Source organism: Nonomuraea sp. NPDC050556 (assembly GCF_044457355.1).
GTDB lineage: Bacteria > Actinomycetota > Actinomycetes > Streptosporangiales > Streptosporangiaceae > Nonomuraea.
Map to the genome: position 1 here is coordinate 72,182 of NZ_JBITGU010000006.1, position 25,008 is coordinate 97,189.

Annotated in this window: 28 protein-coding genes; 14 read left to right on the plus strand and 14 right to left on the minus strand. The window is 70.0% G+C overall.

From position 1 onward, the window contains the following. Positions 1-298: 298 nt before the first annotated feature. The 9 genes from ACIBG8_RS47050 to ACIBG8_RS47090 all read right to left on the minus strand — a co-directional run bounded on the left by ACIBG8_RS47050 (position 299) and on the right by ACIBG8_RS47090 (position 10,316). Positions 299-589: a prevent-host-death protein gene (locus ACIBG8_RS47050; RefSeq protein WP_397349832.1), complete on the minus strand. Its 291-nt coding sequence runs from the start codon at positions 587-589 to the stop codon at positions 299-301. Positions 590-835: 246 nt separating this feature from the next. Next, entirely contained in the window at positions 836-3,595 is a 2,760-nt protein-coding gene (locus ACIBG8_RS47055) for a CDP-glycerol glycerophosphotransferase family protein (protein WP_397349833.1), read from the minus strand. Positions 3,596-3,785: 190 nt separating this feature from the next. Beyond that, positions 3,786-4,103 carry an MGMT family protein gene (locus ACIBG8_RS47060; protein WP_397349834.1) on the minus strand — a complete coding sequence of 106 codons (318 nt, stop codon included), beginning with the start codon at positions 4,101-4,103 and terminating at the stop codon, positions 3,786-3,788. Positions 4,104-4,114: 11 nt separating this feature from the next. After that, on the minus strand, positions 4,115-5,272 hold the full coding sequence (locus ACIBG8_RS47065) for a S8 family serine peptidase (RefSeq protein WP_397349835.1): 1,158 nt from the start codon (positions 5,270-5,272) through the stop codon (positions 4,115-4,117). Next, the gene (locus ACIBG8_RS47070) at positions 5,266-6,183 is read right to left on the minus strand and encodes a hypothetical protein (RefSeq protein ID WP_397349836.1); all 918 of its coding nucleotides are present in this window, start codon (positions 6,181-6,183) and stop codon (positions 5,266-5,268) included. The genes ACIBG8_RS47065 and ACIBG8_RS47070 overlap by 7 nt, the downstream gene beginning before the upstream one ends. Before the next feature lie 53 nt (positions 6,184-6,236). Continuing rightward, positions 6,237-7,445 (minus strand): type VII secretion-associated serine protease mycosin, encoded by a 1,209-nt coding sequence (mycP, locus tag ACIBG8_RS47075; RefSeq protein WP_397349837.1) that lies wholly within the window; start codon positions 7,443-7,445, stop codon positions 6,237-6,239. After that, entirely contained in the window at positions 7,439-8,158 is a 720-nt protein-coding gene (locus tag ACIBG8_RS47080) for a hypothetical protein (protein ID WP_397349838.1), read from the minus strand. Before ACIBG8_RS47080 ends, mycP begins: the two co-directional genes overlap by 7 nt. Before the next feature lie 34 nt (positions 8,159-8,192). Then, positions 8,193-9,374, minus strand: coding sequence for an adenylyltransferase/sulfurtransferase MoeZ (moeZ, locus tag ACIBG8_RS47085; protein WP_397349839.1), 1,182 nt, complete (start codon positions 9,372-9,374; stop codon positions 8,193-8,195). A gap of 42 nt (positions 9,375-9,416) precedes the next feature. Beyond that, positions 9,417-10,316, minus strand: coding sequence for an alpha/beta fold hydrolase (locus ACIBG8_RS47090; protein ID WP_397349840.1), 900 nt, complete (start codon positions 10,314-10,316; stop codon positions 9,417-9,419). A gap of 151 nt (positions 10,317-10,467) precedes the next feature. On the opposite strand from ACIBG8_RS47090, the gene ACIBG8_RS47095 reads away from it, so the two are divergent. From ACIBG8_RS47095 to ACIBG8_RS47105, 3 genes are all read left to right on the plus strand, one after another. Continuing rightward, positions 10,468-10,755 carry a hypothetical protein gene (locus ACIBG8_RS47095; protein ID WP_397349841.1) on the plus strand — a complete coding sequence of 96 codons (288 nt, stop codon included), beginning with the start codon at positions 10,468-10,470 and terminating at the stop codon, positions 10,753-10,755. Continuing rightward, the gene (locus ACIBG8_RS47100; protein ID WP_397349842.1) at positions 10,752-11,096 is read left to right on the plus strand and encodes an SH3 domain-containing protein; all 345 of its coding nucleotides are present in this window, start codon (positions 10,752-10,754) and stop codon (positions 11,094-11,096) included. Before ACIBG8_RS47095 ends, ACIBG8_RS47100 begins: the two co-directional genes overlap by 4 nt. Before the next feature lie 121 nt (positions 11,097-11,217). Then, positions 11,218-11,499, plus strand: a complete 282-nt coding sequence (locus ACIBG8_RS47105; protein WP_397349843.1) for a hypothetical protein — start codon at positions 11,218-11,220, stop codon at positions 11,497-11,499. A 190-nt stretch (positions 11,500-11,689) separates the two neighbouring features. Here the strand turns inward: ACIBG8_RS47105 and ACIBG8_RS47110 are convergent, their stop codons facing one another. Then, positions 11,690-12,607 (minus strand): GNAT family N-acetyltransferase, encoded by a 918-nt coding sequence (locus ACIBG8_RS47110; RefSeq protein ID WP_397349844.1) that lies wholly within the window; start codon positions 12,605-12,607, stop codon positions 11,690-11,692. Positions 12,608-12,885: 278 nt separating this feature from the next. On the opposite strand from ACIBG8_RS47110, the gene ACIBG8_RS47115 reads away from it, so the two are divergent. Together ACIBG8_RS47115 and ACIBG8_RS47120 are read left to right on the plus strand one after the other, a co-directional pair. Continuing rightward, positions 12,886-13,149 carry a hypothetical protein gene (locus ACIBG8_RS47115; protein ID WP_397349845.1) on the plus strand — a complete coding sequence of 88 codons (264 nt, stop codon included), beginning with the start codon at positions 12,886-12,888 and terminating at the stop codon, positions 13,147-13,149. A 104-nt stretch (positions 13,150-13,253) separates the two neighbouring features. Continuing rightward, complete coding sequence (locus ACIBG8_RS47120) at positions 13,254-13,625, plus strand: VOC family protein (protein ID WP_397349846.1); 372 nt, start codon at positions 13,254-13,256, stop codon at positions 13,623-13,625. Positions 13,626-13,631: 6 nt separating this feature from the next. Here the strand turns inward: ACIBG8_RS47120 and ACIBG8_RS47125 are convergent, their stop codons facing one another. Further along, positions 13,632-14,486 carry a Ku protein gene (locus ACIBG8_RS47125; protein ID WP_397349847.1) on the minus strand — a complete coding sequence of 285 codons (855 nt, stop codon included), beginning with the start codon at positions 14,484-14,486 and terminating at the stop codon, positions 13,632-13,634. Positions 14,487-14,675: 189 nt separating this feature from the next. Between ACIBG8_RS47125 and ACIBG8_RS47130 the strand changes: the two genes are divergently transcribed. From ACIBG8_RS47130 to ACIBG8_RS47150, 5 genes are all read left to right on the plus strand, one after another. Next, on the plus strand, positions 14,676-15,581 hold the full coding sequence (locus ACIBG8_RS47130; RefSeq protein ID WP_397349848.1) for an ATP-dependent DNA ligase: 906 nt from the start codon (positions 14,676-14,678) through the stop codon (positions 15,579-15,581). Beyond that, entirely contained in the window at positions 15,578-16,450 is an 873-nt protein-coding gene (ligD, locus tag ACIBG8_RS47135) for a non-homologous end-joining DNA ligase (protein WP_397349849.1), read from the plus strand. Before ACIBG8_RS47130 ends, ligD begins: the two co-directional genes overlap by 4 nt. A 32-nt stretch (positions 16,451-16,482) precedes the next feature. Next, positions 16,483-16,695, plus strand: coding sequence for a hypothetical protein (locus tag ACIBG8_RS47140; protein WP_397349850.1), 213 nt, complete (start codon positions 16,483-16,485; stop codon positions 16,693-16,695). A 59-nt stretch (positions 16,696-16,754) separates the two neighbouring features. Beyond that, complete coding sequence (locus tag ACIBG8_RS47145) at positions 16,755-17,375, plus strand: TetR/AcrR family transcriptional regulator (protein ID WP_397349851.1); 621 nt, start codon at positions 16,755-16,757, stop codon at positions 17,373-17,375. A 155-nt stretch (positions 17,376-17,530) separates the two neighbouring features. Further along, positions 17,531-17,761, plus strand: coding sequence for a DUF3107 domain-containing protein (locus tag ACIBG8_RS47150; RefSeq protein WP_397349852.1), 231 nt, complete (start codon positions 17,531-17,533; stop codon positions 17,759-17,761). On the opposite strand, the gene ACIBG8_RS47155 is transcribed toward ACIBG8_RS47150, so the two are convergent. Together ACIBG8_RS47155 and ACIBG8_RS47160 are read right to left on the minus strand one after the other, a co-directional pair. Further along, a complete protein-coding gene (locus ACIBG8_RS47155; protein WP_397349853.1) occupies positions 17,758-18,084 on the minus strand; it encodes a hypothetical protein in 327 nt (108 codons plus the stop codon). The two genes, ACIBG8_RS47150 and ACIBG8_RS47155, sit on opposite strands and share 4 nt — an antisense overlap. Positions 18,085-18,288: 204 nt before the next feature. Next, positions 18,289-18,942: a ferritin-like fold-containing protein gene (locus tag ACIBG8_RS47160; RefSeq protein WP_397349854.1), complete on the minus strand. Its 654-nt coding sequence runs from the start codon at positions 18,940-18,942 to the stop codon at positions 18,289-18,291. Between the two features lie 359 nt (positions 18,943-19,301). Between ACIBG8_RS47160 and ACIBG8_RS47165 the strand changes: the two genes are divergently transcribed. The 4 genes from ACIBG8_RS47165 to ACIBG8_RS47180 all read left to right on the plus strand — a co-directional run bounded on the left by ACIBG8_RS47165 (position 19,302) and on the right by ACIBG8_RS47180 (position 23,251). Beyond that, a complete protein-coding gene (locus tag ACIBG8_RS47165; protein ID WP_397349855.1) occupies positions 19,302-21,026 on the plus strand; it encodes a DEAD/DEAH box helicase in 1,725 nt (574 codons plus the stop codon). A gap of 107 nt (positions 21,027-21,133) precedes the next feature. Beyond that, positions 21,134-22,024, plus strand: coding sequence for an alpha/beta fold hydrolase (locus tag ACIBG8_RS47170; RefSeq protein WP_397349856.1), 891 nt, complete (start codon positions 21,134-21,136; stop codon positions 22,022-22,024). A 13-nt stretch (positions 22,025-22,037) separates the two neighbouring features. Next, positions 22,038-22,952, plus strand: a complete 915-nt coding sequence (locus tag ACIBG8_RS47175; RefSeq protein ID WP_397349857.1) for an oxygenase MpaB family protein — start codon at positions 22,038-22,040, stop codon at positions 22,950-22,952. Beyond that, positions 22,949-23,251 carry a hypothetical protein gene (locus ACIBG8_RS47180; protein ID WP_397349858.1) on the plus strand — a complete coding sequence of 101 codons (303 nt, stop codon included), beginning with the start codon at positions 22,949-22,951 and terminating at the stop codon, positions 23,249-23,251. The genes ACIBG8_RS47175 and ACIBG8_RS47180 overlap by 4 nt, the downstream gene beginning before the upstream one ends. 43 nt (positions 23,252-23,294) lie before the next feature. Here ACIBG8_RS47180 and ACIBG8_RS47185 read toward each other — a convergent pair whose 3' ends face one another. Then, positions 23,295-24,959 (minus strand): S8 family serine peptidase, encoded by a 1,665-nt coding sequence (locus ACIBG8_RS47185; protein WP_397349859.1) that lies wholly within the window; start codon positions 24,957-24,959, stop codon positions 23,295-23,297. Positions 24,960-25,008: the final 49 nt, after the last annotated feature.

The following is a 25,008-nucleotide window of genomic DNA, read 5'->3' on the forward strand; positions in this document are numbered from 1 at the left end:
CACCCGCCGCCACGCCGGTACGGCCGGCCACGTTCTTTGCCGCACCTTTACGGTCGTCAGTTCAGGATCGACGGACGTTGTGTACAACGGCAGCTCATCGCTATGGCGGCGATCATCAGGTCGGCCATCCGACGGCGCGGCTTACATCCAGGGCCACCACCATGCGACCGTAGATCCGCGCCGCCTGGAGCATCCCTTCCGACACCTCGACAGGGGTCACGACGCTGATCGCCACCTCTCCCGGGCAGCTCATTCCTCGTCTCAGGATGACAATGCAAGCCCTTGAGAGTGCACGAAGTCAGCGGCCGTACGGGTCCGCGACCTCGTCGTCGATGAACGCCTGAGCGCTGGCGCGGAAATCCTCGGGGTCGACGAGGGAGGCCGTGCGTGGCATAGCCAGAAAGTCCTCCCGGGGGACAAATCGCCGTGTTCGCCGTTGCGGGACGAGTTCGCCGATTCGGTGGCCATCGTGGGCGACGTGGAAGCAGCCCCCACGCTCGACAGCGTCCACGATCTCCACTGAGCGTCCATCCAGATCGCGTTGCGTGATCTCCGGCTGGTCAGGATGGGCTTCGTGCGGAACGGTCACGAAATCCACGGTACTTTCGTGCGTGACGGAGCGCCGCATGGTGACGCCATGAGCCTTTGTACGGAGCACCATGGGCGATGGATCTCCCACGCGACAAGCACATCGCGACAGCGCGGGCGGAGCCCGCCAGGAAAGCGCCCGAGCGCCAGCGAGGCCCTTCAGGGGTCGGGGCCTGCCCCGACTGGAAGTACGTCGAAGCCCCTTCTGGCGAGCCCTTTCGCGCGGGCCCGAACCCCGGAAGGCCCTCTACGAGAAAAGGTGGTCGACGACGCGGGCGGTGGCCTTGCCGTCGTCGCGCGGGGCGTACGTGGCGCGGAAGGCCTCGTAGCGTTCCGCGTACTCCCCCGCCACCGAGTCCAAAGACCGCAACGCCTCCATCACCTCGGCCGACGTGGAAAGCAGCGGCCCAGGGGCCTGGCTGGGCAGGTCGACGTACAGGCCGCGGCGAGACGCGTACTTGTCCAGGTCATACGTGTAATACACGATCGGCCGGCCGGTCGCGACGAAGTCGAACATGGAGGACGAGTAGTCCGTCACCAGAACGTCCGCGATCAGCAGCAGGTCGGCCATGTCGGGGTAAGTGGTGACGTCGTGGGCGATGTCGGGAACGGCGGGCATCGCCTGCATGGGGTGGGCGCGCACCAGGATCTCGTGGTCGGCGCCCAGCACCTCGCGCGCCTTCGCCAGGTCCAGCTTGACCATCGCGTTCTTGCGGTCGTAGTCGCGCCACGTCGGCGCGTACAACACCACTCGCTTGCCCTCGGCCAACCCCAGCCGCGTGCGGATCGCGGCCGCCAGAGCCGAGCGGTCCGGGGAGACCAGGACGTCGTTGCGCGGTAGCCCGCTCTCCAGCACCTCGCCCTGGTAACCGAAGGCCTTGCGCAGCACCTCGGTCGCCCACGGGGACTGGGACAGCAGCACGTCCCACCCGCGCACCTCGGCCGCCTGCCGGTGCCACACCGGCGGGCGCGGGTCGCGGGTCATGTGCGGCTGGTCGTTGCCGATGCGCTTGGCCGGGGTGCCGTGCCAGGTCTGCACGACCACCTGGTCCTCGCGGGCGCGGAACCACGCGGGCAGGAAGGCGTTGGTGACGATGTGGCGCGAGCGGGCCAGCGCCGCGTGGTGCTCCCGGCTCCCGGCGCGCACGATCGACGGGTCGCCGGGCGGCACGAACGCGCCGTCCTTGACCACCCAGATGTGCTCGCGGTCGTCGCCCCGCCGCAGCCGCTCCTCGTAGATCGCGCGCACGCTGTCGGCGTAGAGGCGGCCGTCGTTGACGACGTAGACGGTGGCGTCGTTGAGCGGCTGGGTGCGTTGCGCCGGGTAGAAGACGCGGCGCAGCACGTGGGTGCCGCCCACGCCCTTCTCGTCGTCCGGCCGCACCTCCTCGACCATGAGCACCGGCACGTCGAACCGGGTGGACAGCACGCGGAAGGAGTGCCCGCCGATGGCACGCGGCCCCTCGTCGAGCGCGGCCAGCGACGCGTGGTCCATGCGCGCCGGCACGATCTCGCCGGACGGGTGGCGCACCGACAGGTTCCAGGTGCCTGACGACAGCGGCGTGTCCTCGCCGAAGCGCGCCATGGCCGCAGGCGCGAGCCGTACGGAGAACCGGTCGCCGGAGCGCTCCATCGGCACGGTGTGCAGCAGCCCCGAGCGGTGCCGCAGCGACAACGAACGCGCGCCGTCGACGTCCGGGTAGTCCCCGGACAGCACGAGGGAGGACCCCTCCCACACCGCCGAGGTGATCACCGGGCGGATGCGGTGCGCCGAGACGACCACGCGGTCGCGCCGGTCGCCGAGCACGGTGATCTCGCGGTCGCCGACCGCCACCCGGGTCTCGCCCGAGTCGGCGAGCATGACGGAGGCCGCCGGGTCGCCCTTGGGTTCGACCCAGAGGCGCCTGCCGTCCTTCTCCTGCAGCAGCGAGTGGGCGGCCAGCGCGATGACGACGTCGGTGCCGCCGCTCACCGGCGTGAAGTCGGCCGCCATGCGGTGCCCGCCGAGCCTGGCGTGGCCCTTGGTGACGCTCTTGCCCGGCAGGAAGACCCGGAGCTCGACCCGGTCGCCGTCGAGCGTGACGCCGGTCAGCTCGGCCCTGTTGGGCTGCAGCACGACCTGCAGGGCCCGGTCGGACGTCCAGACGGGGCGCACCCACCACCCGGGCCGCACCTTGAGCCCGACGGGCCGCTCGGTGTGCCCGACGGCCGCGCCGCGCAGCAGGCCGGTGGCGCGGGCGCCGCGGCTCCAGAAGACGATCTCGGCCCGCCAGGTGGTGGTCTCCTGTACGGCCATGCGGCGGCGCAGGAGTCGCCTGCCGCCCCTGGCGAGCGCGCGCACTCCGGCGCGCCAGCGCAGCGACCAGGGCGACAGCTCGGCGGTGAAGCCGGACCAGTCGTAGTTGCAGCCTGGCTCGCGGGCGCCGTGCGTGGCCTCGGGGGCGAGCACGCGCCTGGTGCGCAGCCGCACCGGAGGAAGCCAGCGCGGGCCGCGCAGGACCACGGTCGCCCAGTTGAAGCGCCTGCTGCGCACGGAGAGCCCGGCGAGGTAGGCGTAGCCGCTGATCCGCAGCCTGCCGCCGGACCAGGAGATGTCGTGGATCTGCGTCACCGGCACCAGGTCGGCGCGGCGCAGCCGGAGCAGCTCGGGCGGCAGGCCGTCGCCGAAGGGCAGGTCGGCGTACCAGCGCAGGCCCTTGCGCACCCGCTTGGACGGCTCGGCCGCCGCGGTGACCACCTGGACCAGCGCGTCGCCCTCGACGAGGTCGTCGAGGTCGCGGTTCTCGAGGAGGTAGCAGAACAGCCGCCTGGCGACCGGGAGCTCCCGCTTGATCGCCGGGTCGACCTGGGCGAGGTAGGGGCCGATCAGGGTGACCAGCTCGCGCCTGCGCGCGGCTCCGCGCTTGACCGCCTGGTCCATGCGCACGCCCAGCGGGCCCGCGAGGATCTCGGCGTCGGCCCTGCGGCGCTCCTGGGGGTCGAGCCCGCCCTCCTGGACGGCCCGCATCACCGCTTCGAGCGGTTCACCCCGGTCGCAAAGGTCCTGAACAGCCCGCAAGCGCTCGGCGACAAGGTCGCCGCTCGGGCTCGGGGCTGTGACGCCGGTGGCCATCGGGGAGGCACCGCCTTTCAGACTGTCCCTGCAATGGTAATGCGAATCACATGTGCGGGAATCGCGCGGAGGGCGGAGAAGCAGGTCAGCGGCGTTGCTGAAAATCCGCTGAGCGCGTGGCGCCGTCCCACCTGGCACGCCGCATGTCAACTCGTTCCCCGCGCACCACGGTGCCCTCCTCGAGCCAGTGCGCCATCGCCCGGTCGAGCAGGCCGCCGGCCGCCGTGCCGTCGGCGTGTACGACGCGCCACCACGGTACGCCTCCGCCCCAGGTCGACATGACCTTGCCCACCTGGCGGGGACCGCCCTCACCGACATATTCGGCGATGTCGCCATAGGACATCACCATGCCGGGCGGGATGCGCTCCACGACCTCGAGCACCCGTTCGGCAAAAGGCTCCATGACGCGCGACCTTAGCGGATCCTGCGCTGGTTGAGTATCGCGACGGCGACACCGAACATGGCCAGCGCCAGCAGGGCTCCACCGCCGAACAGGGCCAGCCGCCACGGGTCCGGCCCCGGCCTGGACGGCACCGGCGAGTCCTCCCCCGCGCCGAAGTGCCGGTCGTCCGGCACCGCGACGTCGCGCGCCTTGCCGTCGAGCGCGTCCGCCGCGTTCAGCGCCGCTCCAGCGTCGACCACCCCGAACCCCACCTTGTCGTCATATCCGGCGGGCGGCCTGCCGCGCGCGCTCGACGCCAGCGCCTGGGCGACCTGCTCGGGGCGCATGTCGGGGTGCTTGGACTTGATCAGCGCGGCGACGCCCGCGACGAGCGCGGCCGAGGCGCTCGTGCCGGTCACGCCGGTGTAGCCGCCGCCGAGCCGTACGGACGGGACGTCCACGCCGGGTGCCGAGACGAGCACCGAGAGGTTGTCGCTGCTGAACGGCGCCCGTTTGCCCAGCTTGTCGACGGCCGAGACGCCGATCACGCCGGGGTATCCGGCCGGGAAGGACCAGTAGGAGGTGTGGTTCTGCTGCGCGTACTGCGTCTGGCCGTCGTTGCCCACGGCCGCGATCAGCACGACGCCGCGCTCCAGCGCGTAGGCGACGGCCTCGCGTTCCGCCTTGTCCGGCCCGTAACTGCCGATCGACATGCTGACGACCTTGGCGTTGTGGTTGGCCGCGTAACGCAGCGCCCTGGCCAGCGCGCTGTCGGAGCCGGTCCGCTCGTCCTCCTGCGGCGGGACCGCGTCGCCCGGCTCCTCGTCGATGACCAGCGGCAGCGACATGATCGAGGCCTCGGGCGCGACGCCGACCAGGCCCTTGTCCGCGCCGGAACCGGCGATCAGGGCGGCCATCGCGGTGCCGTGCAACCCGGGTTTGACCTTGGTGTCGAGGGCGGCCGAGTTCATGTCCGGGGCGACGAAGACGCGGCCCTGCAGCTCCTTGAGCTTGGGGTCGACGCCGCTGTCCACGACGGCGACGGTGACGCCCTTGCCCTTGGTGACGGCCCAGGCCTGCTCGACGTTGAGCGCGCTGAGCACCCATTGCTGCTGCTCACGCACCGGCGGGGCCGCTGTGCCGTACATGGTCGTGAGGAGGGCGGTCAGCACCCTCAGGGAGGTCAGCACACGTTCCCCTGCGTGCACGGCGGGACGTTGGGCGGGTCGGCGAGGAAGTAGGCGATCTGGTTGCCGATCGACTTGGCCGTGGACCACAGCTCGCTGTGCAGGATCTCCTCGGCCGGTACGGCCGCGCGGGTGCGTCCGTCGGCGTATCCGGCGGTCGAGAACACGACGTACGGCCCGGCCCCCACCCAGCCGCTGCGCTGGCGCTGTTCGAGGCCGAACCGCTCGGTGACCGTGCCTTCGAAGGGCACGGGCAGGACGCCCACACGGTCGTCCAGCGTGAGCTCCTCGGTGGCCGACACCCGCGAGTCCTCGTCCTGGAGTACGGCGACGCCGACCGTGATGACGAAGGTCGCCGTCTCGTCGAGGTAGGTGGCGCGCAGGACCGTCACGCAGCCGTGCGTGTCGAGCACCGCCCCGATGGGCGGGTCGACCGCCTCGGCACACTTGGTCTCCGGCGCGATCCCCACCCGCCGCGCGTACTGCGTGGCGCTGTCGAGCCCGAGGTAACGCACCTCCTCGGGGAAGACCCCCGCGGCCGGCCACGCCTGCCAGCGCCTGGCGATCTCCTCCTGCTTGTACCGCGCCTGCTCGGCGGCGGTGAGCGGGCGCGACCTGGTCTCGGAGATCAGCCCGACCGTGCCCATCAGCACGACCACCATCGAGACCGCCACGATCGCGCCGAGCAGCCAGACGAACAGCTTGCGCCGCTGCACTCCCTGCTGGATCGCGAGGATCTCCGCGCGGGCGCGCACCGCGGTCGAGCGGCCTCTGCTGGGCGCTCCAGGCCACGCGCGCACGCGGGAGCGACGGCGCGCGGCGGCGCCCAGCGGGTTGCCCGCGCCCGCGGTCTCGTCGGCGCGTGGCAGTCCCGAGGTGGACCTACGGCGCGCCTTGTTGGACTGGTCGCTCACCACTCCTCATTCGTTACCGGCCTGTGTCTATTTCGTCCCCCTACGGGGGCAGATCATGCGTCCTGCGGGAGGTGAGTGCGACGCACCCGCCTGACCAGCGCGACGATGACGGCGACACAGACGAACGCGCAGATTCCCGCGCCCAGGGCGATCGCGCTGTAGACGGTGATGCGGTGCTGGTCGCGGTGGATCACCTGGATCGGGGCCTGGGCCTTGGCCAGGGACCGTTCCGGATCGAGCACCTGCGCGCCCTTGGCGGTGTGGGTGTGGCCGGCCAGGCGCGCGGCCTCGGCGAGCGACCCGGCCGCGTTGACCACGCCGAAGCCGGTGCCCGTGTCGTAACCGCCGGACGGCCTGCTGGTCGCGCCAGCCGTGAGCGCCTGCACGACGAGCGCGGGCGACATCTTCGGGTACTTCGCCTTGATGAGGGCGGCGACGCCGGACACGAGCGCGGTGGCCTGCGAGGTGCCCCTGCCGACCCAGTACTCGTTGCCCGGCCCAGCGCCCAGGATGTCCACACCGGGCGCGGCGACCATGACCGACGGGTTCCAGTTGGAGAAGGACGCCCTGCGCTTGCCCCGGTCGATCGCGCCGACGGAGATCACGCCGGGGAAGGCAGCCGGGTAGGAGTAGGGGGCGAAGCCGCTGGCGTCCGGTTTGCGCGCGCCGTCGTTGCCAGCCGCGGCGACCAGCACCACGCCCTTGGAGATCGCGTAGCGGATCGCCGCGCGCTCCTCCCTGGTCGCCAACTCCTTCGAGATCGACATGTTGATCACGTCGGCGCCGTGGTCGACGGCGTAACGCACGCCTCTGGCGACCACGTCCTCGTAGCGCTCGGCGGTGTTGAACTCCTTGAACCCAGGCTCCTCGTCCTCCAGGATCACCCGGACGGACAGCAGCTTGGCCTTGGGCGCGACCCCGATGACGCCCTGGCCACCGCCGGGCCCGTGCCCGTGCCCGGCGATCAGCGAGGCCATGTAGGTGCCGTGCAGCCGCTTGGGCGCGACGCCCGGCGGGTTGGCGCCCTCGGTGAAGTCCTTGCCCACGGTCACGGACCCGGCCAGGTCGCGGTGCGAGGGGTCCACGCCGGAGTCGAGCACGGCGACCGTGACGCCGGAGCCCTGGCTGCTGCTCCACGCCTTGGACAGCCCCAGGGTGTCGATCACGGACCGCTGGCTGCCGCGCACGTCGTCCGCGCTCGCGGACGCTGTGGGCAGGGTGAGCGTGGCGCACAGGGTGAGCGCGCCAAGGAGCCTCAGCATCGCCACTCCGCCGCCGAGCAGTCGGGTGTGGCCGGCGCGCTCAGGTCGGCGAGGATGCGTTCCGAGAGCTCGGCGGCGAAGGCGAAGATGGCCGGGCGCTGCTCGCCGACCGCCCGTGCCGGGCGGCCGTCGACCTGGCCCGCCGTGGTGAGCACGACGTACGGCCCGGCCTGCCGTACGGAGCTGGACTGCCTGACGTCGGCGGTGAAGCGGTCGGCCACCGTACCGCCGAAGGCCAGCGGCCGCAGTCCCGGCGTGGGCTTGCCCGCCTGCGGAAAGGCCGACTTGGCCTGTACGGCACGCAGCTCGTCGGGCAGCGCCACCACGCCCACGGTCACCACCACACCCTGCAGCGCGTCGAGGTAGGTGGCCCGCAGCACGCCCCTGCATCCGGCCTTGCGCAGCGCCTTGGCCGCCTTCTTGTCGACGGCCTCCGCGCAGCCGGTGCGCGGCGAGATGCCGACCCGGTGCGCCTGCTCCTCGCCGCCCTGCTCGGCCGAGTATTCGACGGCGGCGGGAAAGAGCCTGCCGGCCTGCCAGCTCTGCCAGCGCCCCGCGACCTCGCGCTTGGCAGCGACCGCGAGCTCGGCCGGCGTCGGGCCGCGCGTCAGCTCCGTGCCCGCCGCGCTGGCCGCGACTCCGGCGGCCACAGCGCAGACCACGGTCAGCACTGAGGCCGCCATGAGGGCGGGCCAGACGCGGGACGAGTTCACGGCACTGACACTAATGCGGCGTACCGGGTGCTCGTTAGTAAGTCGGCAAGCTCGGGTCGACGGTCTTCACCCAGCTCAGCACTCCACCGCCGACGTGGACGGCGTCGGAGAAGCCCGCGTTCTTCACGATCGCGAGCGCCTCGGCGCTGCGCGCGCCCGACTTGCAGTGGAGCACGATCCGCTTGTCCTGCGGCAGCTTCTCCAGCGCTGAGCCGTTCAGGAACTCGCCCTTGGGGATCAGCGTGGCGCCGGGGATGGAGACGATCTCGTACTCGCCCTGCTCGCGGACGTCGACGAGGAAGATGTTGTCGCCGTTGTCCTGCATGGCCTTGAGCTCGGCCGCGGTGATCGTCGAGCCGGTGGCCGCCTGGGCCGCCTCGTCGGAGATCGTGCCGCAGAACGCCTCGTAGTCCTCGAGGAGCTCGGTGACGGTCGGGTTCTTGCCGCACAGGACGCACTCGGGGTCCTTGCGCACCTTGAGGTCCCGGTACTTCATCTCCAGGGCGTCGTAGATCATCAGGCGGCCGACCAGCGGGTCGCCGATGCCGGTGAGCAGCTTGATGGCCTCGTTGACCTGGATCGAGCCGATGGAGGCGCACAGGACGCCCAGCACGCCGCCCTCAGCGCACGACGGGACCATGCCGGGGGGCGGGGGCTCGGGGTAGAGGCAGCGGTAGCAGGGGCCGTGCTCGGCCCAGAACACGCTGGCCTGGCCGTCGAAGCGGTAGATCGAACCCCAGACGTACGGCTTGCCGAGCAGCACGGCCGCGTCGTTCACCATGTAACGCGTGGCGAAGTTGTCGGTGCCGTCGACGATGAGGTCGTAGCCCGAGAAGATGTCCATCACGTTGTCGGTCGTGAGCGTGGCGTTGTGCACGATCACGTCGATCAGCGGGTTGATCTCCTTGACCGTGGCCGCGGCGCTCTCGGCCTTGAGCCTGCCCACGTCGGACTGGCCGTGGATGATCTGGCGCTGCAGGTTCGACTCGTCGACGACGTCGAAGTCGATGACGCCCAGCGTTCCGACGCCGGCGGCGGCCAGGTACATCAGCGCCGGCGAGCCAAGACCTCCCGCGCCCACACAGAGCACTTTGGCGTTCTTCAGCCGCTTCTGCCCGGCCATGCCCACATCGGGGATGATCAGGTGGCGCGAGTAGCGGCGCACTTCCTCAACGGTCAATTCGGCGGCCGGCTCGACCAGCGGTGGCAACGACACGGTTCCTACTCCCGTTTCAGGGCTGTTATCTCAGGGTGAAACCTAGCTGGGCAGTGGGGCATTCCCCAATCGCGTCTCAAGGATCAGACGGCGCGCCTCCGCGGCCACGACCTTGGGCATCTCCATCTGCGCGACGTGCCCGGCCCTGGGGAGCAGGACGAGCCTGACCGTCCTGAAGATCTTCCCCGCTTTGTACGCCGTGGCGGGGCGGACGAGCCGGTCGCGCTTGCCGTGGATGATCAGGGTGGGGGCGGTGATCCTGGCCGCCTGGCGCCAGAGGTTCTGCTCGCCCCTGCGGAAATACTCGGCGACGATGCCCCTGGCCGAGCCGATCATGGCCATGGAGGAGTACGGCAGGCCGTCGCGCCTGCGCAGCTCCTCGACGGCGTCCTTGAGCCGCGCCGGGTGGACGACGCCGGTGTCGGCGTAGCACATGGCGAGGCTGGCGTTGATGCGTTGCTCGGCCGGGACCAGGCGGAGCTTGTCGGCCACCCATTCGCCGATGCGCGGGGTGGCTGCCGCGGCCACCCGGGCCGGGCCGTACCGGGGAAGGAGGTCGGGGAGGGCGGGGCTGACCAGGGTCAGGGACTTGACCAGGTCGGGTCTGGTCGCCGCCACGCGCACGGACACGGCCCCGCCGAGGGAGTTGCCGAACAGGTGGGCCGGGCCGGTCTCCTCCAGCAGGCCGATGACGGCTTCCGCGTGGGCGGGGATGGTGTAGTCGCCGTTCTCCGGCGCCGGTGAGTGGCCGTTGCCCGGGAGGTCGAGGGCGTGGCCCTGGACCAGGTCGCTCAGCTCCTGCATGAGGTCGGTCCAGTTGGTGGCGCTGCCCGCCAGGCCGTGGACGAACACCGCCTGCTCCGGTGGCCCCTGCGGGGTCGACCGTACGTGGACAGGGCCGATCATGCGGCCAGGCCAGTTGGGGATGGGCTCGTCCACCATGCGTCCTCCTCACGTTCACTCCACGATAACCAGCAAGCAGGTGTGAGGTCGCGGCGCGGCATAAATTAGGTATAAAACACACCATAAAGGCTGTTAAGCGCAGATAAAGGGACATATGAAGAAATAGCACCACTCATTGCTAGGGGGGTCAATGAAACTCACACGCATCACGGCCGGACTCATCGCCGCGACGATCGCCGGAAGCGGCCTCGTCGCGATGGGCGCCACCAGCGCCAGCGCGGCCACAAGCGTCCAGACCACCGTCGGCGTCTCCACCTCCGCACCCGTCATGACGAGATGGCGGTGCTTCTGGATCGGCAAGCACGGCCGGATCCACTTCGGCAAGCACGTGCGGAAGGCGACGCTCAAGTGGCGCCACGGCCACTGGGTGATCAAGCGCTCCTGGGGCTGCTCGAAGGTCAGGAAGTGGCGTTGGTGATCAAACACATCACCGCGGGGATCATCGCAGCGGCCATCGCCGGCAGTGGCGTGGTCACGGTCAGCGCAGTGGCGGCCTCGCCCGCCAGCGCTTCGACCAGCGTTCAGACCTCCAGCGGCGGCTGCCGCTACAAGGTTCGGCACGTGAGGACACGGCTGAACGTCCGCAAGGGCCCGGGAACCCGGTACCGCGTCGTCGACAAGCTGTACCCGCGCCAGAGCACCTGGGGCAAGTGCAGGAAGTACGGCAACTGGCGCAAGGTCGAGGGTGACCGCGGCAGGAGGGGATTCGCGAGCAGCCACTACCTGAAGAAGGTTCACCACCGCCCCTGGTGGTGGTAGATCACCGATTGACGATGGCGCGAGGTCTCCCGACCCCGCGTCATCGTCATGTTTCCGGCAAACACCCGCGCGCTGCCTGGCGAATAGGGCCATTCACCTGCGATCCATGACGTAACCGCTCATGAAGGAGCCCGCCGTGCTCGCCGCCCTGCTCACCGTGTCCCTGCTGACCGGCCCCACCCCCGGCTGCGCCTATCTGGTACGGCAGGCGGGACCCGTACGCGCGGAACCCGCGGCGGACGCGGCGGTCGTGGACCACCTGGGCAAGGGCGACAGGGCGCTGGGCGGCTGCCGCCCGCACGCCAGGTGGCTGGTCGTCGTCGGCACCAGGAAGGGCAAGCAGGGCTACGCCCCCGCCAAGCTCCTCGACCGCCTCGGCACCCTCGCCAACGTCATGTACTAGCCACTCGCCCGGCAGCCGCCCTCCCTGGCGTTTCGCCGGTGAACCAGGCGATACGCGCACCGCGTCACCGCGCTGGACTCTCCGGCAAGTCCACGCCGCGACCGGATCGGCTTCGTCTTCCAGGCGTGGTGGTGGCCGCCGCGGCGCCGGCCGTGACCGTCTTCTTCGCCCTCCGCCGCGGACCTCGTTTCTAGGACTCGTTGGAGAGGTTGAGGCGGATCTCGGTGTTCCGGTATCCGGCGCGGTGGAAGGCGGCGGCCATCGGGGCGTTGCCCAGGTCGGTGGTGGCGGTGATGCGCTGCTCGCCGTTGGCGGCGTGGATGCGGGTGATCTCGCCCAGCACCTCGTCCACGTACCCGCGCCCGCGGAACCCCGGCACGACCCCCAGGTATCCCACGTTCACGCTGTACGGCGTGGCCGACGGGATCGCCATCCCGGCGACCTCGCCCTCCGGGGTACGGGCCAGGCGCCACCAGTCGCGCTTGCCCGGCGCTTCGAGGTAGAAGTCCATCTCGTCCTTGGCGGCCGCCTCGGCGCCCACGGCCTTCACGGACTTGCTGGTGTGCGCGTCGAGGCTGCCCTCGGCGATCAGGCGGAAGACGGCCAGGAACTCCTCGTCCGAGCCCGGGGCGAAGGTGAGCTTGCCGGTGGCCTCGGGCACTCCGGCGGCGGGGGTCCACTCGAACTGCAGGCGCTCCACCTCGTGGGTGAGCCCGGCGGCGTGCGCGGCCGCCCGACGCCAGTTCACCGCGGCGGAGACGGCCGGGTCGTCCCGCCAGCCGCCCTTCACCTTGATCGCGTACTCGACGGGGCCGGGCAGGCTCGCCTCGATCAGCGCGGTCGCCACGGCCTCACGGTCCTGGACGTCAGGGGCGACGTCGAGGCAGTCGAGCGCCACAGGACGGTCGGCGTTTCCCCGGCCCCACCACAGGGCGCGGCCCACGAGACGGTCGCCGTCCTCGGCGATCCAGGTCCACTCGGGGCGGTACATGTTCTCGGCGAGCTCGGCGAGGTAGCGGTCGGCCGGGATCCAGCTGACGGGCTCGTCGACGGTCCAGGCGGTGACGCGGTCGAGGTCGGCCGGGGTGATGGCTCGGTAGGAAATCACCCTCGAAGAGTAGTGGCGTCCCACAAGATCCTTTTCGGCCCGATCGCCCCGGAAGGCCGGTTTGGACATATGGGGACAAAGCCCGCTAATGCCAGCAATAAGCGTCTACTCGATGCAATGACATGCCGATTATGACGTAAAGGTGAGTGATCACCGTTTATGTCCACCATCGCTCGGAAATCAACACAACCAGATGGCCACAATGTGAGTCATCACAGGCGATAAATCGCTCGGCGCGAATATCGCCTGGAAGCATAAACCGTTCAGGGGGAGCAAAAATGTTCAACATCAAGCGCGCGCTTACGGCCACCGTCCTCAGCACGGCACTGGCCGGCGGCATCCTCGGCCTCGGCGCCATCGCCGCGGAAGCCTCCACCAACGTCTCGACCAACCCCTGCATTTGGGTCGGCTCGGGACACAAGCTCAAGTTCCACAAGGGCGAGCGCGTCAACAAGGCCACCATCAAGTACAACTTCGGTGGCGACTACTGGATGCTCAAGCGCACCCGTGGCTGCCAGAACGTGAACGTTCGCACTTGGTAGATCTTCGCTAGTCCGATAACTCTGTCGGATTAGATCGGAGAGAGGCCGGGGACTTCGAATTTCGGAGTCCCCGGCTCTTTTATTTGCGGCACTAGAATAATCACGTGATTGGCACTCTGCAGTGCGTCGTTCTCGACTGCACGGATTCTCTGGAGCTCGCCCGCTTCTACCGAGGCCTCGTCGGCGGTGACGTCAACCGGCCCGACCGTCGCTGGTCACTCGATGACGGCTGGGCCACCCTGCACACCCCCGCCGGATTCGTCCTCTGCTTCCAGACCGTCGAGGACCATCGGCCACCACGATGGGGCGACCCGACGCGCCCCCAGCAGTCCCATCTCGACATCGACGTGGAAAGCCTCGCCACCGCGCACCACCAGGTGACCGAGCTCGGCGCGACCATGCTCGACGAGCGACAAGGCTGGCGGATCTACGCCGACCCCGCCGGGCACCCCTTCTGCCTCATCGGCAGGCCGTAAGAACCCTCAGGCCGACTTGCGAGCCTTTTTCTTCGCCGGTGCGTCCGCGGCCTTCTTGGACGGCTTCGCCGTACCGGAAGAAGAGCGCTCCTTCTTCGCCGCCTCCACCGAAGCCCGCAGCGCCGCCATCAGGTCCACGGCAGGCCCGGCCTCCTCCTCGCCACCCGCGGGTGCGACGACCTCCTTGCCCGCCACCTTCGCCTCGATCACCTGCTGCAGAGCCTCGCGATACGCGTCGTGGTACTCCGACGGGTCGAAGTCGCCCTCCATCGTCGTGATGAGCGACTCCGCCATCTTGAGCTCCTGCGCCCGCACCTCGATGTCCTCTTCCAGGAACCCGAAGTCCGGCGTGCGGATCTCGTCCGGCCAGAGCATCGTCTCCAGGACGAACACCCCGTCGCGCACCCGCAGCGTCGCCAGCGACTCCCGCTGGCGCAACGCCACCTTGACCACCGCGACCTGCCCGGACGCCTCCAGCGCGTTGCGGAGCAGCACGTACGGCTTGGCCCCCTGCGCGTCGGGCTCCAGGTAGTAGGACTTGGCGAAGTAGATCGGGTCGATCTGGTCGGCCGGGCTGAACTGGAGGACGTCGATGCGCCGCGACGTCGTCAGCGGCAGGTCCTCGAAGTCCTCGTCGGTGAGCACCACGATCTCGCCGGTCGCCAGCTCGTACCCCTTGGCGATGTCGGCGTAGGCCACCTCTTCCCCGCAAACCGTGCACACGCGCTTGTAGCGGATCCTGCCGCCGTCCTCGCGGTGCACCTGGTGGAAGCTGACGTCCTTCTGCTCGGTCGCCGAGTACAGCTTGACCGGGATCGTGACCAGCCCGAAGGAGATCGCACCCTTCCAGATGCTGCGCATGGGTACTCCTCGATCGTTAGCGAGCTCACCTCTATGCGACATACCCCCACAAGGGTGATCCAACACGACCGAAAGGACACCCTCTGACCTGCTCAGACGATCAAAGGTGTACGCAGCAGCTCACACGGGAGCCCGGCACCGCGTGCCCCGGCTCCTGCGAGCGGGCACAACCCATATATGGGTGATCCAATGCCATACCCGGTCGAACCAATGCTGGCCATCCCGGGTGAGCTCCCCCAGGATCGCGAGCTGTACGGCCTGGAGGTGAAGTGGGACGGCATCAGGGCCGTCCTGCACATCGACGGCGGCCTGCGGGTGACCGGGCGGCACGGCGCGGACTTCACCCGCCGGTATCCGGAAATATCGACGTTCGGGGTGCCCAATGCCATCCTCGACGGCGAGGTCGTCTCCCTCGACCCCAAGACCGGCATACCGAGCTTCGGACGCCTCCAGCACCGCATGCACCAGGTCGACCCCGACCCCGCCATGCTGCGCCGCTACCCCGTCGCCTACATGCCGTTCGACCTGCTCTTCCTCGACGGCGCCCCCCTCTTCGACCTCCCGTACCGCGACCGCCGGGCCCTGCTCGACGAGCTCGACATCGGCGCCCCGCCGTACTTCCCAGGGGAGTCCGACCTGCTCCGCGCCACCCACGAGCAGGGCCTGGAGGGCATCGTGGCCAAACGGCTGGACTCTCCGTACAGACCAGGGGTGCGCTCCCCGTGGTGGGTCAAGGTCAAGAACCTCACCACCCGCGAGGTCGTCCTGGGCGGCTGGAAGCCGGGCAAGGGGCGGCGCGAGGGCGGCATCGGCTCGCTCATCATGGGCGCCTTCACCGAGGAGGGCCTGACCTATGTCGGCCACGTCGGGACCGGACTGACCGAGGCGGCGCTCGACCACCTGTACGCCCTGCTCAGACCGCTGGAGATCCCCCGCAGCCCCTTCCGCAACGAGGTTCCCTGGCGCAACCGCTGGGTTAGACCCGAGCTGGTCGGGGAGGTTGCGTACACGATGGTGACCGAGGAACGCAGGTTGCGGAATCCGGTGTGGCGCGGGCTGCGACCGGACAAGATCCCGGCAGAGGTGACCCTGTGAAAGTGCCCGTGCAGGTCGACGGCCGAGAGCTGGTGCTCAGCAATCTCGACAAGGTGCTCTACCCGGAGGTCGGCTTCGCCAAGGCGGAGGTCATCGACTACTACAGCCGCGTCGCCCCCTACCTGCTCCCCCACCTCAGGGGCAGGCCGCTGACGGTCAAGCGCTACCCCAACGGCGTGGAGGGCAAGTTCTTCTTCGAGAAGAACGCCCCCAGCCACACCCCCGCCTGGGTGCGCCGCGTCAGGCTGCCGGTGCCCGGCAGCACCAAGGACCGCGACACGATCGAGTTCGCCGTCGTGGACGACCTGGCCTCGCTGGTCTACTACGCCAATCTGGCCGCGCTCGAACTGCACGTCCCGCAGTGGCGGGTCAGTGACGACGGTACGGCGCTGCCGCCCGACACGCTCGTCTTCGACCTCGACCCGGGAGCCCCGGCGACCGTCGTCGACTGCTGCCGGGTGGCCACCGTCCTGCGTGAGGTGCTCAAGGCGGACGGCCTGGCCGCCAGGCCCAAGACGAGCGGCAACAAGGGCATGCAGCTGTACGCGGAGTGGGACGGCAGGAAGGAGCCCTCCGTCTACGCCAAGGAGCTCGCCCAGCTCCTGGAGAAGGAGCTGCCCAAGCAGGTGGTCAGTGTCATGACCCGTTCCGCCAGGCCGGGGAAGGTGTTCATCGACTGGAGTCAGAACAACCCCGCGAAGACCACCGTGGCCCCCTACTCTTTGCGTGCCAGGCAACGGCCGACGGTGTCGACGCCGCTCTCGTGGGACGAGGTCGAGGAGTGCGACCGGCCCGAGCAGCTCGTCTTCACCGCGGCCGACGTGCTGGCCAGGGTGGAGGAGCACGGTGACCTTTTCCGCCAGGCGTAGTGTGGAACCGTTCGCTACATAAGGGGACTGACATGTCGGAGATGGACGTACGCGGGGACGACCGCCCTTTCGACGACGAGGAACTGCCGATCGAGGCCCCTGAGGCCGACGCGGCCGAGCAGCACCGCCAGGTCGTCGACCGTGAGGGCAGGCGCCGTTCCGAGCTGCCGTTCGACGTCGATCCCGCCGACGCGGCCGACCAGGACCGCACGGTGGATCTCGATGACGACGACGACTATCGCTGAGCTGGTTACTCGCACGTAGGATGTCCCAACGGAAACCTAACCGTCGTCAGGGGGAGCTCGTGACTGCATCGCCGGATGCCAAGCCGAGGGGCACGAGGCTGCCCCGGCTCGCCCGCCGCCGGCAGTTGCTGAGCGCCGCGCAGGAAGTGTTCGTGGAGAACGGCTACCACGCGGCCGCCATGGACGAGATCGCCGACCGGGCCGGGGTCAGCAAGCCGGTGCTCTACCAGCACTTCCCCGGCAAGCTGGAGCTCTACCTGGCGCTGCTCGACCTGCACGTCGACGACATGGTCGACCGGTGCAGGAAGGCCCTGGCCTCGACGAACGAGAACAAGCTGCGCGTCCAGGCGACCTTCAGCGCCTTCTTCGACTTCGTCTCCAGCCAGGGCGAGGCCTTCCGCCTGGTCTTCGAGTCCGACCTGCGCAACGTGGCTCCAGTGCGCCAGCGCGTGGAGCGCTCGCTGCGCGAGTGCGCGGAGATGGTGAGCGCGGTGATCCAGGAGGACACCGGGTGCACCAGCGACGAGGCGCACCTGCTCGGGGTGGGGCTGGTCGGCATGGCTGAGGTGAGCGCGCGCTACTGGGTGACGCAGCACGGCTCCATTCCGAAGGACGCGGCCGAGCAGCTGATGGCCAGGCTGGCCTGGCGCGGCATCAGCGGTTTTCCGCGTACGGCTTAAAGCCGTTCGCTCGCCGCGATCACCGGCGCTTTTTCGCTGCTCAGGGGCGACGATGGGGAGACCCGCCGGAGCAGAGGAGCTCGGAGTGAGAGAGCGAGGCACGATGCCAACGAGCTCCGAAGCGGCTGCGACCATTTGCACAGCAAGGGAGCACCATGGAGATCAAGATCGGCGTACGGTCCGTACACCGTGAACTCGTTGTGGAGACCGACCTCACGGCCGAGCAGGTCGAAGAGGAGATCAGGAATGCGCTCGCCGCCGATCGCGGCGTGTTCGCCCTGACCGACACCAAGGGCCGGCGCGTGATCGTGCCGACCGCCTCGCTCGGGTTCGTCGAGATCGGCGAGGACGAGACCAGGCCGGTCGGCTTCGGCGGCACCCTCTAAGGATTTTCCGGGGTACGGCTCGCCGGGCCGTACCCCTTCAGCCGCTGGAGCACCTCCGCCCACGGGTCCTCGGCAAGGTGCGCCCAGCCGCGGTGTTCGAGCTCCACCCGCGTCAGCTCCGGCCCCAGCTCGATGAAGCGCACCTCCACCTCGGCGCCGAGGCGGCGCATCGCGACCCGTACGGGCGGCTCCCAGGCGACGGTCTCCGGCGGGGTGCCGTCGCCCTGCGGCCACCAGCCGGCGATCTCGCGGGTGAAGACCTCGACCACGTCGCCGCGCTCGCGATGCACGGTCACCGAGCACCGGACGGACGGGTCATCCACGACGGGCTCCGAGCCGGCAACCGCACGGCCGCCTGCGCCGCGGCTGGACCCCCGGTTCGACGACCGGGCAGCCTCCCCGCCGCAGCACAGGGCGCGAGATCCAGTGATTCTGCCCACATCTGGTCAGGGAGCTGCCGTAGCGGCGCGAGGCCCTCATGTGCGCACGGTACAACCGTTTCGCACCACGCGCCCGCCTTCCCCGGGTCACAGACCGAGCGCGGCCATCCGCTTGCCGTGCTCCTCGGTCAGCCGCGCGAACAGCCTGGAGATCTCCGCCTGGTCGTCGTTGACCGCTTCCACCAGCAGCTTCGCCAGCTCGGGCCGCACCGCGGCGACCCGCTGCCCCTGGCTCAGCGCCTCCCCCACGAGCCGCCTGGCCCACAGCGCCAGCCGTCCGGCGACCACCGGGTCGCTCTCGATCGCGGCCCTGACCCGCTCGACCACGAACTCCGAGCGCCCCTCGTCCACCAGCACCTCGTCCACCAGCGAGCCGATCGACGGGTCGAGGTGCCTGGCCGCCTCGCGGTAGAAGTCCAGCGCGATGCCCGTGCCCACGTACGCCTTGACCAGCGCCTCCAGCCAGTCGCTCGGGCCGGTCTGCGCGTGCCACGCGTCGAGCGGTTCCACGAACGGCTCCATGGCCCGCGCGGGGTCGGCGCCGAGCGCTTCCAGCCGGTCGCGCAGCAGCCTGAAGTGCGCGTATTCCGCCACGGCCAGCTCTCCGAGCGCCGCGCGGTCGTCGAGGGTGGGCGCGAGCGAGGCGGCGTCCTCGGCCAGGCGGAGGAAAGCGGTGAGCTCGGCATAGGCAAGAACGCCGAGAAGGTCGACTACACCTGGCGCGGAAGGGGAATCACTCATGCAGGCAGCGTACGAGAAGGCACAGGAAGAACCCATCGGGAACATACGGAAACTCGGCCAGCGTTGTGGTATCGAGTACACTGCTCTGTGAAAGTGCGACCGCACTGTGTTAATCCGGGGGATCTCTCCCGATAACCCCCACTTCCTGGGCCTGCGGTCGCGATGACGCGAGAGGGCTGGCTCTACCGCGAGGACACGAACACGGGGAATCACTTCCGTTCGTAGGTCCCGGCAGGCCCGCCTTCATTTTGAGACTGAGGCAGGCCACGCTGACGACTTTCCGAGACCTCGGAGTCACACCGGAGATCGCTGACGCCCTCGAGACCGAGGGCATCACTTCTCCGTTCCCGATCCAAGAAATGGCGCTCCCGCTCGCACTGAGCGGCCAGGACCTCATCGGTCAGGCACGCACGGGCACGGGAAAGACCTACGCGTTCGGCATCGCGATGCTGCAGAGCATCGGCAAGCCGCGCAAGAACCGCAAGAAGCCGCGCGGCCTCGTCGTCGTGCCCACCCGCGAGCTGGCCGTACAGGTCAGTGAGGACCTGACGACCGCCGCGGGCAAGCTCGGCTCCCGCGTGCTCACCGTCTACGGCGGGCGCGCGTACGAGCCGCAGATCGAGGCGCTCAAGGCGGGTGTCGACGTCATCGTCGGCACGCCGGGACGTCTGCTCGACCTGGTCAAGCAGAAGCACCTCGACCTCTCCCAGATCACCTCGCTCGTGCTCGACGAGGCCGACCGCATGATGGACCTGGGCTTCCTGCCCGACATCGAGCGGATCTTCAACCTCGTTCCCGCCGAGCGCCAGACCATGCTGTTCTCCGCGACCATGCCCGGCGAGATCGTCGCGCTGTCGCGGAAATACCTCAACAGGCCGACCCACGTCCGCGCGGAGAACAGCGACGTGGACGAGGCCGAGATCACCCCGCAGGTGCGCCAGCTCGTCTGGCGCGTGCACAGGATGGACAAGATCGAGATCCTGTCCCGCCTGCTGCAGGCCAAGGGTCGCGGGCTGACGATGGTGTTCTGCGAGACCAAGCGCGCCTGCGACATGGTCTCCGAGCAGCTCCAGACGCGCGGCTTCGCGGCGGCAGCCGTACACGGCGACCTGGGTCAGGGCCAGCGTGAGCAGGCCCTGCGCGCGTTCCGCAACGGCAAGATCGACGTTCTGGTCGCCACGGACGTGGCGGCGCGCGGCATCGACATCGACGACGTCACCCACGTCGTCAACTACGACGCCCCGACCGAGGACAAGACCTACGTGCACCGCATCGGCCGTACCGGCCGCGCGGGGCGCACGGGCATCGCGGTCACCTTCGTCGAGTGGGAGCAGCTGACCCGCTGGAAGATGATCAACCAGATGCTCGGGCTCGACTTCGCCGAGCCCGAGGAGACCTACTCCTCCTCGCCGCACGTCTACACCGAGCTGGACATCCCCGAGGGCACCAAGGGCGTGCTCCCGCGGGCCAACCGTTCGCGGGCAGGCCTGGAGGCCGAGACGCTCGAGGACCTCGGTGAGACGGGCCGGTCCCGGTCGCGCGGCGGCAGCAAGCGCCGCGAGGAGGAGCGCACCGAGCGTCCTCCGCGCGCACCGCGCCAGCGCCGCCGTACCCGCGGCGGCATGGCGTCGGAAGAAGTCGCCGTAGTCGAAGCAACGATCGAGTCACCCCCTGCCGCCCAGTCGGAGCCGGAGGTCGAGCCCATGGAGAAGCGCAGGCGCACGAGGAGGAGCGAGGAAACCCCCGCTCTGATCTCGGCCGAGGAGATCGAGGCCGCACCCAAGCGCACCCGCGCTCGGCGTCCAGCAGCCGTCGATGTCGTCGAGGAGGCCCCGGTGGTCGTTGAGCGCTCGTACGAGCCTGAGCCTGCCGTGTTCTCCACGCCGCCGCCCCCGGTGCGCACCGAGCCCGCGCGGATCATCCCGCCGAGCCCGTTCGCGGTGATCTTCCAGTCGCCCGACATCGCGACGGAGGACGACGAGGTCGCCCCTTCCGCCGCCTCCGAGCGGCAGCAGCAGCGCCGCCGTCCCCGCCCGAGCAACGGTGGGGGCAACCACAACGGCGGCAACCGCCGCCGGTCGTAATCGATCATGAAAAGGGCGCAGGCCATCCTGCGCCCTTTCTGTGAATCGCACCGGCGTAACGAGTTCGCTGGTGTTGTACACCTGACCTGTGGGTATTGTTGCCCCACGTGAGTACGCCGCGATTCCTCAACCTGCCTCCTGGCGTCGTCTCCACGCACCTCGAGACGCCCATCGGCACGTTCGCGGCCCTTGAAGCGACCCCGGTGAGCGGCGTGATCGAGCGGTGGCCGGCGCTGATGGTCCCCGGGCTCACCGGCAGCAAGGAAGACTTCATCGCGGTCCTGCAGACCCTGGCGCACTCGGGGCGCAAGGTGGTCGCGATCGACCTGCGCGGGCAGTACGAAACGCCCGGCCCCGACGACCCCGCCGCCTACACCTGCGCCGCGCTCGGCGCCGACATCGACGCCCTGGCCCAGGAGGTCGGCGGCGGCGACCCGATCCACCTGGTCGGCCACTCCTTCGGCGGCCTGGTCACCCGCGAGGCGGTGATCGACGGCCGGTCCAAGTTCCTGTCGTACACGCTGATGAGCTCGGGCCCCGCCGCCATCGCCGGCAAGCGCGCCCACAACGGCAAGAAGATCATGCGCGAGCTGCCCGAGCACGGTCTCGAGCACGTGTGGCACAGCAGGTTCGAGCCGGAGGCGCTGGCCAACGGGGTCCCCGACGACATCATCGCCTTCCTGCGCAAGCGGCTGCTGGCCAACTCCCCCGTGGCGCTGGCGACGATGGCCGAGCAGGTGCTGACCATGCACGACCGCACGGACGAGCTGATGCAGGTCGAGGTCCCCACCCTGGTCCTGTACGGCGAGCACGACGACGGCTGGTCGCCCGAGACGCAGATGGCGATGGCCGCCAGGCTCGGCGCGGAGGCGGTCGTGGTGCCCAGCGCGGTGCACTCCCCCGCCGTCGAGGCGCCGGAGACGACGGCCGCCGCGCTGGTGCGGTTCTGGAATGCGGCGGAGAAGCGGTTCTTGGACACAAGGTCCAATGCCATGTAATTATCTACTTACTATGGATCCTCACACCGTCACCTGGCTCGTGCACATCGACCGCTCCATGTGGGTGGGCGGCGTCAGGGGCCTGATGTTGCAGGCGCTGCACCCCCTGGCCATGCGCGGCGTGTGGCAGAACTCCAACTTCCAGGAAGACCCGTTCGGACGGCTCCGCCGTACGGCCGACTTCGTGGGGCGGGTCACGTTCGGCAGCCCTGAGGAGGCCGACGAGATCGGCAGGCGGGTGCGCGGCATTCACAAGGCGTTGCGGATCAAGGATCAGGACAGCGGGCGCGTGCACCGGGTGGACGATCCCGAGCTGCTGCTGTGGGTGCACTGCGCCGAGGTGTCGTCCTACCTGGAGGTGGCCAGGCGCGGCGGGCTCGCCCTGAGCGAGCGGCAGGCCGACCAGTACCTGTACGAGCAGCGCAAGAGCGCCACCTACGTGGGGTTGCACCTGTCCGACGTGCCCGGATCGCTGGCGGAGATGGCCGCCTACTTCCGCGAGATGCGGCCCCAGCTGCGGGTCACGCCCGAGGCGGCCTCGACCGTCCGGTTCCTGCTGTGGCCGCGGCTGCCCTCACCCCTGCTCTCCCTGGGCAAACCGGCCTACTTCCCCTTCGGGGCGCTGTGTTACTACTCGCTGCCCGAGTGGGCCAGGCAGATGTACGGCGTGCTGCCCCCGGCGCCCTCGGCGGCGGTCACGGGCGCGCTGCGCGCCTTCCGCATGGGGATGAACGCGCTGCCGGAACCCCTGCACGACCGCGCCTTCATGCCCGCCACGCGGGACATGCTCGCCGCCGCCCGCGCCCGGTTCGCCGCGGCGGGATACGACGTGCGCAAGGGGCTCAAAGGCCTCACGCACCCGGGCCGCTGGCCGTCTACGATCACGGCATCCGCACCGAGATCAGGAACGACGGCTGGCTCAACGTGACGATCACCTCCGCCGGGGCGAGCAGCTCGTTCATGAAGCTCGTCGAGGTCGACGCGGTGAAGCTGCCCTTCACCGTGGCGCCAGGCGGCACGTGGTCGGCGGAGTTCGTCTACCAGGTCACCACGTGCGCGAACGGCATGGAGGACAAGCCCTGGCCGATCCCACTCACCGTGCGGCGGGAGTGGGGAACCCAGCGGGTGGACCTCACCCCGCCGGACGACACGCTCGAAGGCGACGACGCCGACGATGCCCCTCGCGCCTGGCACGTGGCCAGGGCGAGCTACGCCTGCGACTGGTGACGGCGGATACGCGCCGCTCCAGGCGCGCGTATCCGCCGCGTTCTCACCCTTCGACCAGGCCCGCCGAGCGCATGGCTGCGTCCAGCGGGGCGAGGAGGGCGTCGGGCTCTCCTGCGGCGACGGGCGGCGCGACGCCGTACGACGCGTGGGTGCCGCGTGGGGCGACGCCCACGGCCACGGCGGCGTCGGGCAGCCCGGCGCCGGTCCACCGCGGGTCGAGTCCGGGCAGCGGGCGGCACGAGGCCTTGATCACCTCGAAGAGGTGGTCCACCCGCACGCTGCTCCGCGTCACCGGGATCCGCCCCTGCTCCGGGCGGAACATCGGGTGGTGTCCCAGCACCAGGGCGGCGACGGCGGTGACGTGCGCTGCCGCGACACCCGTGCCGCCGCGCGGGCCGTAGCTAGTCGGCGGCAGCCCGGACACGATCGCGACGCCCGGCGCGCAGCAGTCCACGCCCCAGCCGCCGTTGGACGACCTGGGCACGAAGAACCCCTCGGGCGAGATCGTCCCGCTCAGCTCGCCGACGTCGGCGCTGTCCGGCGGGAACGTCCCGATCCGCCCGATCGCGCCCACGGCGAGAACGCCGGGGTACGCGGCCGGGTAGCCGATCCGCGCTTCGCCGTCGTCGCCGACAGCGGCCACGCAGGCCACGCCGTTCCGGCGAGCCTCGTCGATCTTGGCGGCGACCAGCGCGGACGCCTGCCGCGTGCCGTACGCCAGGAGGGCCACGTCGATCTGCTGCTCGATGCAGTAGTCGAGGGCCTCGATCAGGTCGGAGTTCCAGCCTCCCGGCGCGATGCGGCAGACGTGGATCTCGGCCTCAGGCGCGAGCCCGACGACGCCGCTGCCGTCGTCGCGCCCCGCGATCAGGACGGCGTGGTGGGTGCCGGTCCCGACGAGGTCCTCCTGCCAGGACTTGGCGTCCTGGCCGACGACGTCGCGCCCGCTGGTCAGCCCGGTCAGGTCCGGGTGGCCGACCGCGACGCCCGAGTCGATCAGCGCGATCCGTACGGCGTGGCCGCGGTGGGTGGGCGGCAGCCGGTCGAAGCCCATGACGCGCATGCCCCACGACTCGATCGGCCGGTCGGGAAACTCCGGGTTCGTGGTGGTGATCCTGGTGCACACCGCCCGGTTGGGCTCGCCGGTCACCAGGCGCGGCCTGGCCACCCTGACCGGCCAGCAGCCGCGCGGCGGATAGACGAGCAGCGCCTCGACCTCGGCCGGCGCCAGGACCTCCGCCTTGCCGTCGGCGCCGGTGAAGGCGGCGAACGGCGCGCCCTCCAGGCACACGGCCGCGCCGTCGATCGGCCGTCCGCCGTCGTCCAGCACTTCGAACGACACGGTTCTCAGCTCGCCGACCTCGGGGCGGGCCGCGCCGTACCGGATGGTGGCGCCCTGGGTGAGTGAGCTGTCCTGCTCGACGTGCAGTCCGGGGCGGCCGGACAGGGCCGCCGCGCGCTCGGGCGCCATCTCGACGACCGTGACGCGGGGGTAGGCGCCCTGGTGCTGCCCGCCCACGGTACGGATCACCCGGCAGGACGGGTCGCCGTCGAGCTCGGCGGTCACCGTCCGGACGTCGGTCGGCGGGGTGACCCCGACCAGGTAGCGCTCCGGTCGCGGTCTGATGGGTGTTCTGTCTCCTCGCGAGCCCTGCGCCTGCCGGCCCTTGGCAGCGGCGGGCTTCTGCTCGCGTGCTTCGTTGGCCATCTTCTCGGCTCTCTCATGTCGAAGGGGGTGACGCCCGATCGCCGGGCGT

Bases quoted from the DNA above. Each gene is read 5' to 3' on its own strand.
- ACIBG8_RS47105 (WP_397349843.1), top strand. From the start codon at position 11,218: ATGAAGGAGCCCGCCGTGCTCGCCGCCCTGCTCACCGTGTCCCTGCTG.
- ACIBG8_RS47160 (WP_397349854.1), bottom strand. From the start codon at position 18,942: ATGAGTGATTCCCCTTCCGCGCCAGGTGTAGTCGACCTTCTCGGCGTT.
- ACIBG8_RS47130 (WP_397349848.1), top strand. From the start codon at position 14,676: ATGCCATACCCGGTCGAACCAATGCTGGCCATCCCGGGTGAGCTCCCC.
- ACIBG8_RS47115 (WP_397349845.1), top strand. From the start codon at position 12,886: ATGTTCAACATCAAGCGCGCGCTTACGGCCACCGTCCTCAGCACGGCA.
- ACIBG8_RS47095 (WP_397349841.1), top strand. From the start codon at position 10,468: ATGAAACTCACACGCATCACGGCCGGACTCATCGCCGCGACGATCGCC.
- ACIBG8_RS47165 (WP_397349855.1), top strand. From the start codon at position 19,302: ATGGCGCTCCCGCTCGCACTGAGCGGCCAGGACCTCATCGGTCAGGCA.
- ACIBG8_RS47055 (WP_397349833.1), bottom strand. From the start codon at position 3,595: ATGCGGGCCGTCCAGGAGGGCGGGCTCGACCCCCAGGAGCGCCGCAGG.
- ACIBG8_RS47185 (WP_397349859.1), bottom strand. From the start codon at position 24,959: ATGGCCAACGAAGCACGCGAGCAGAAGCCCGCCGCTGCCAAGGGCCGG.
- ACIBG8_RS47090 (WP_397349840.1), bottom strand. From the start codon at position 10,316: ATGGTGGACGAGCCCATCCCCAACTGGCCTGGCCGCATGATCGGCCCT.
- ACIBG8_RS47150 (WP_397349852.1), top strand. From the start codon at position 17,531: ATGGAGATCAAGATCGGCGTACGGTCCGTACACCGTGAACTCGTTGTG.
- ACIBG8_RS47140 (WP_397349850.1), top strand. From the start codon at position 16,483: ATGTCGGAGATGGACGTACGCGGGGACGACCGCCCTTTCGACGACGAG.
- ACIBG8_RS47175 (WP_397349857.1), top strand. From the start codon at position 22,038: ATGGATCCTCACACCGTCACCTGGCTCGTGCACATCGACCGCTCCATG.
- ACIBG8_RS47125 (WP_397349847.1), bottom strand. From the start codon at position 14,486: ATGCGCAGCATCTGGAAGGGTGCGATCTCCTTCGGGCTGGTCACGATC.
- mycP (WP_397349837.1), bottom strand. From the start codon at position 7,445: ATGCTGAGGCTCCTTGGCGCGCTCACCCTGTGCGCCACGCTCACCCTG.
- ACIBG8_RS47060 (WP_397349834.1), bottom strand. From the start codon at position 4,103: ATGGAGCCTTTTGCCGAACGGGTGCTCGAGGTCGTGGAGCGCATCCCG.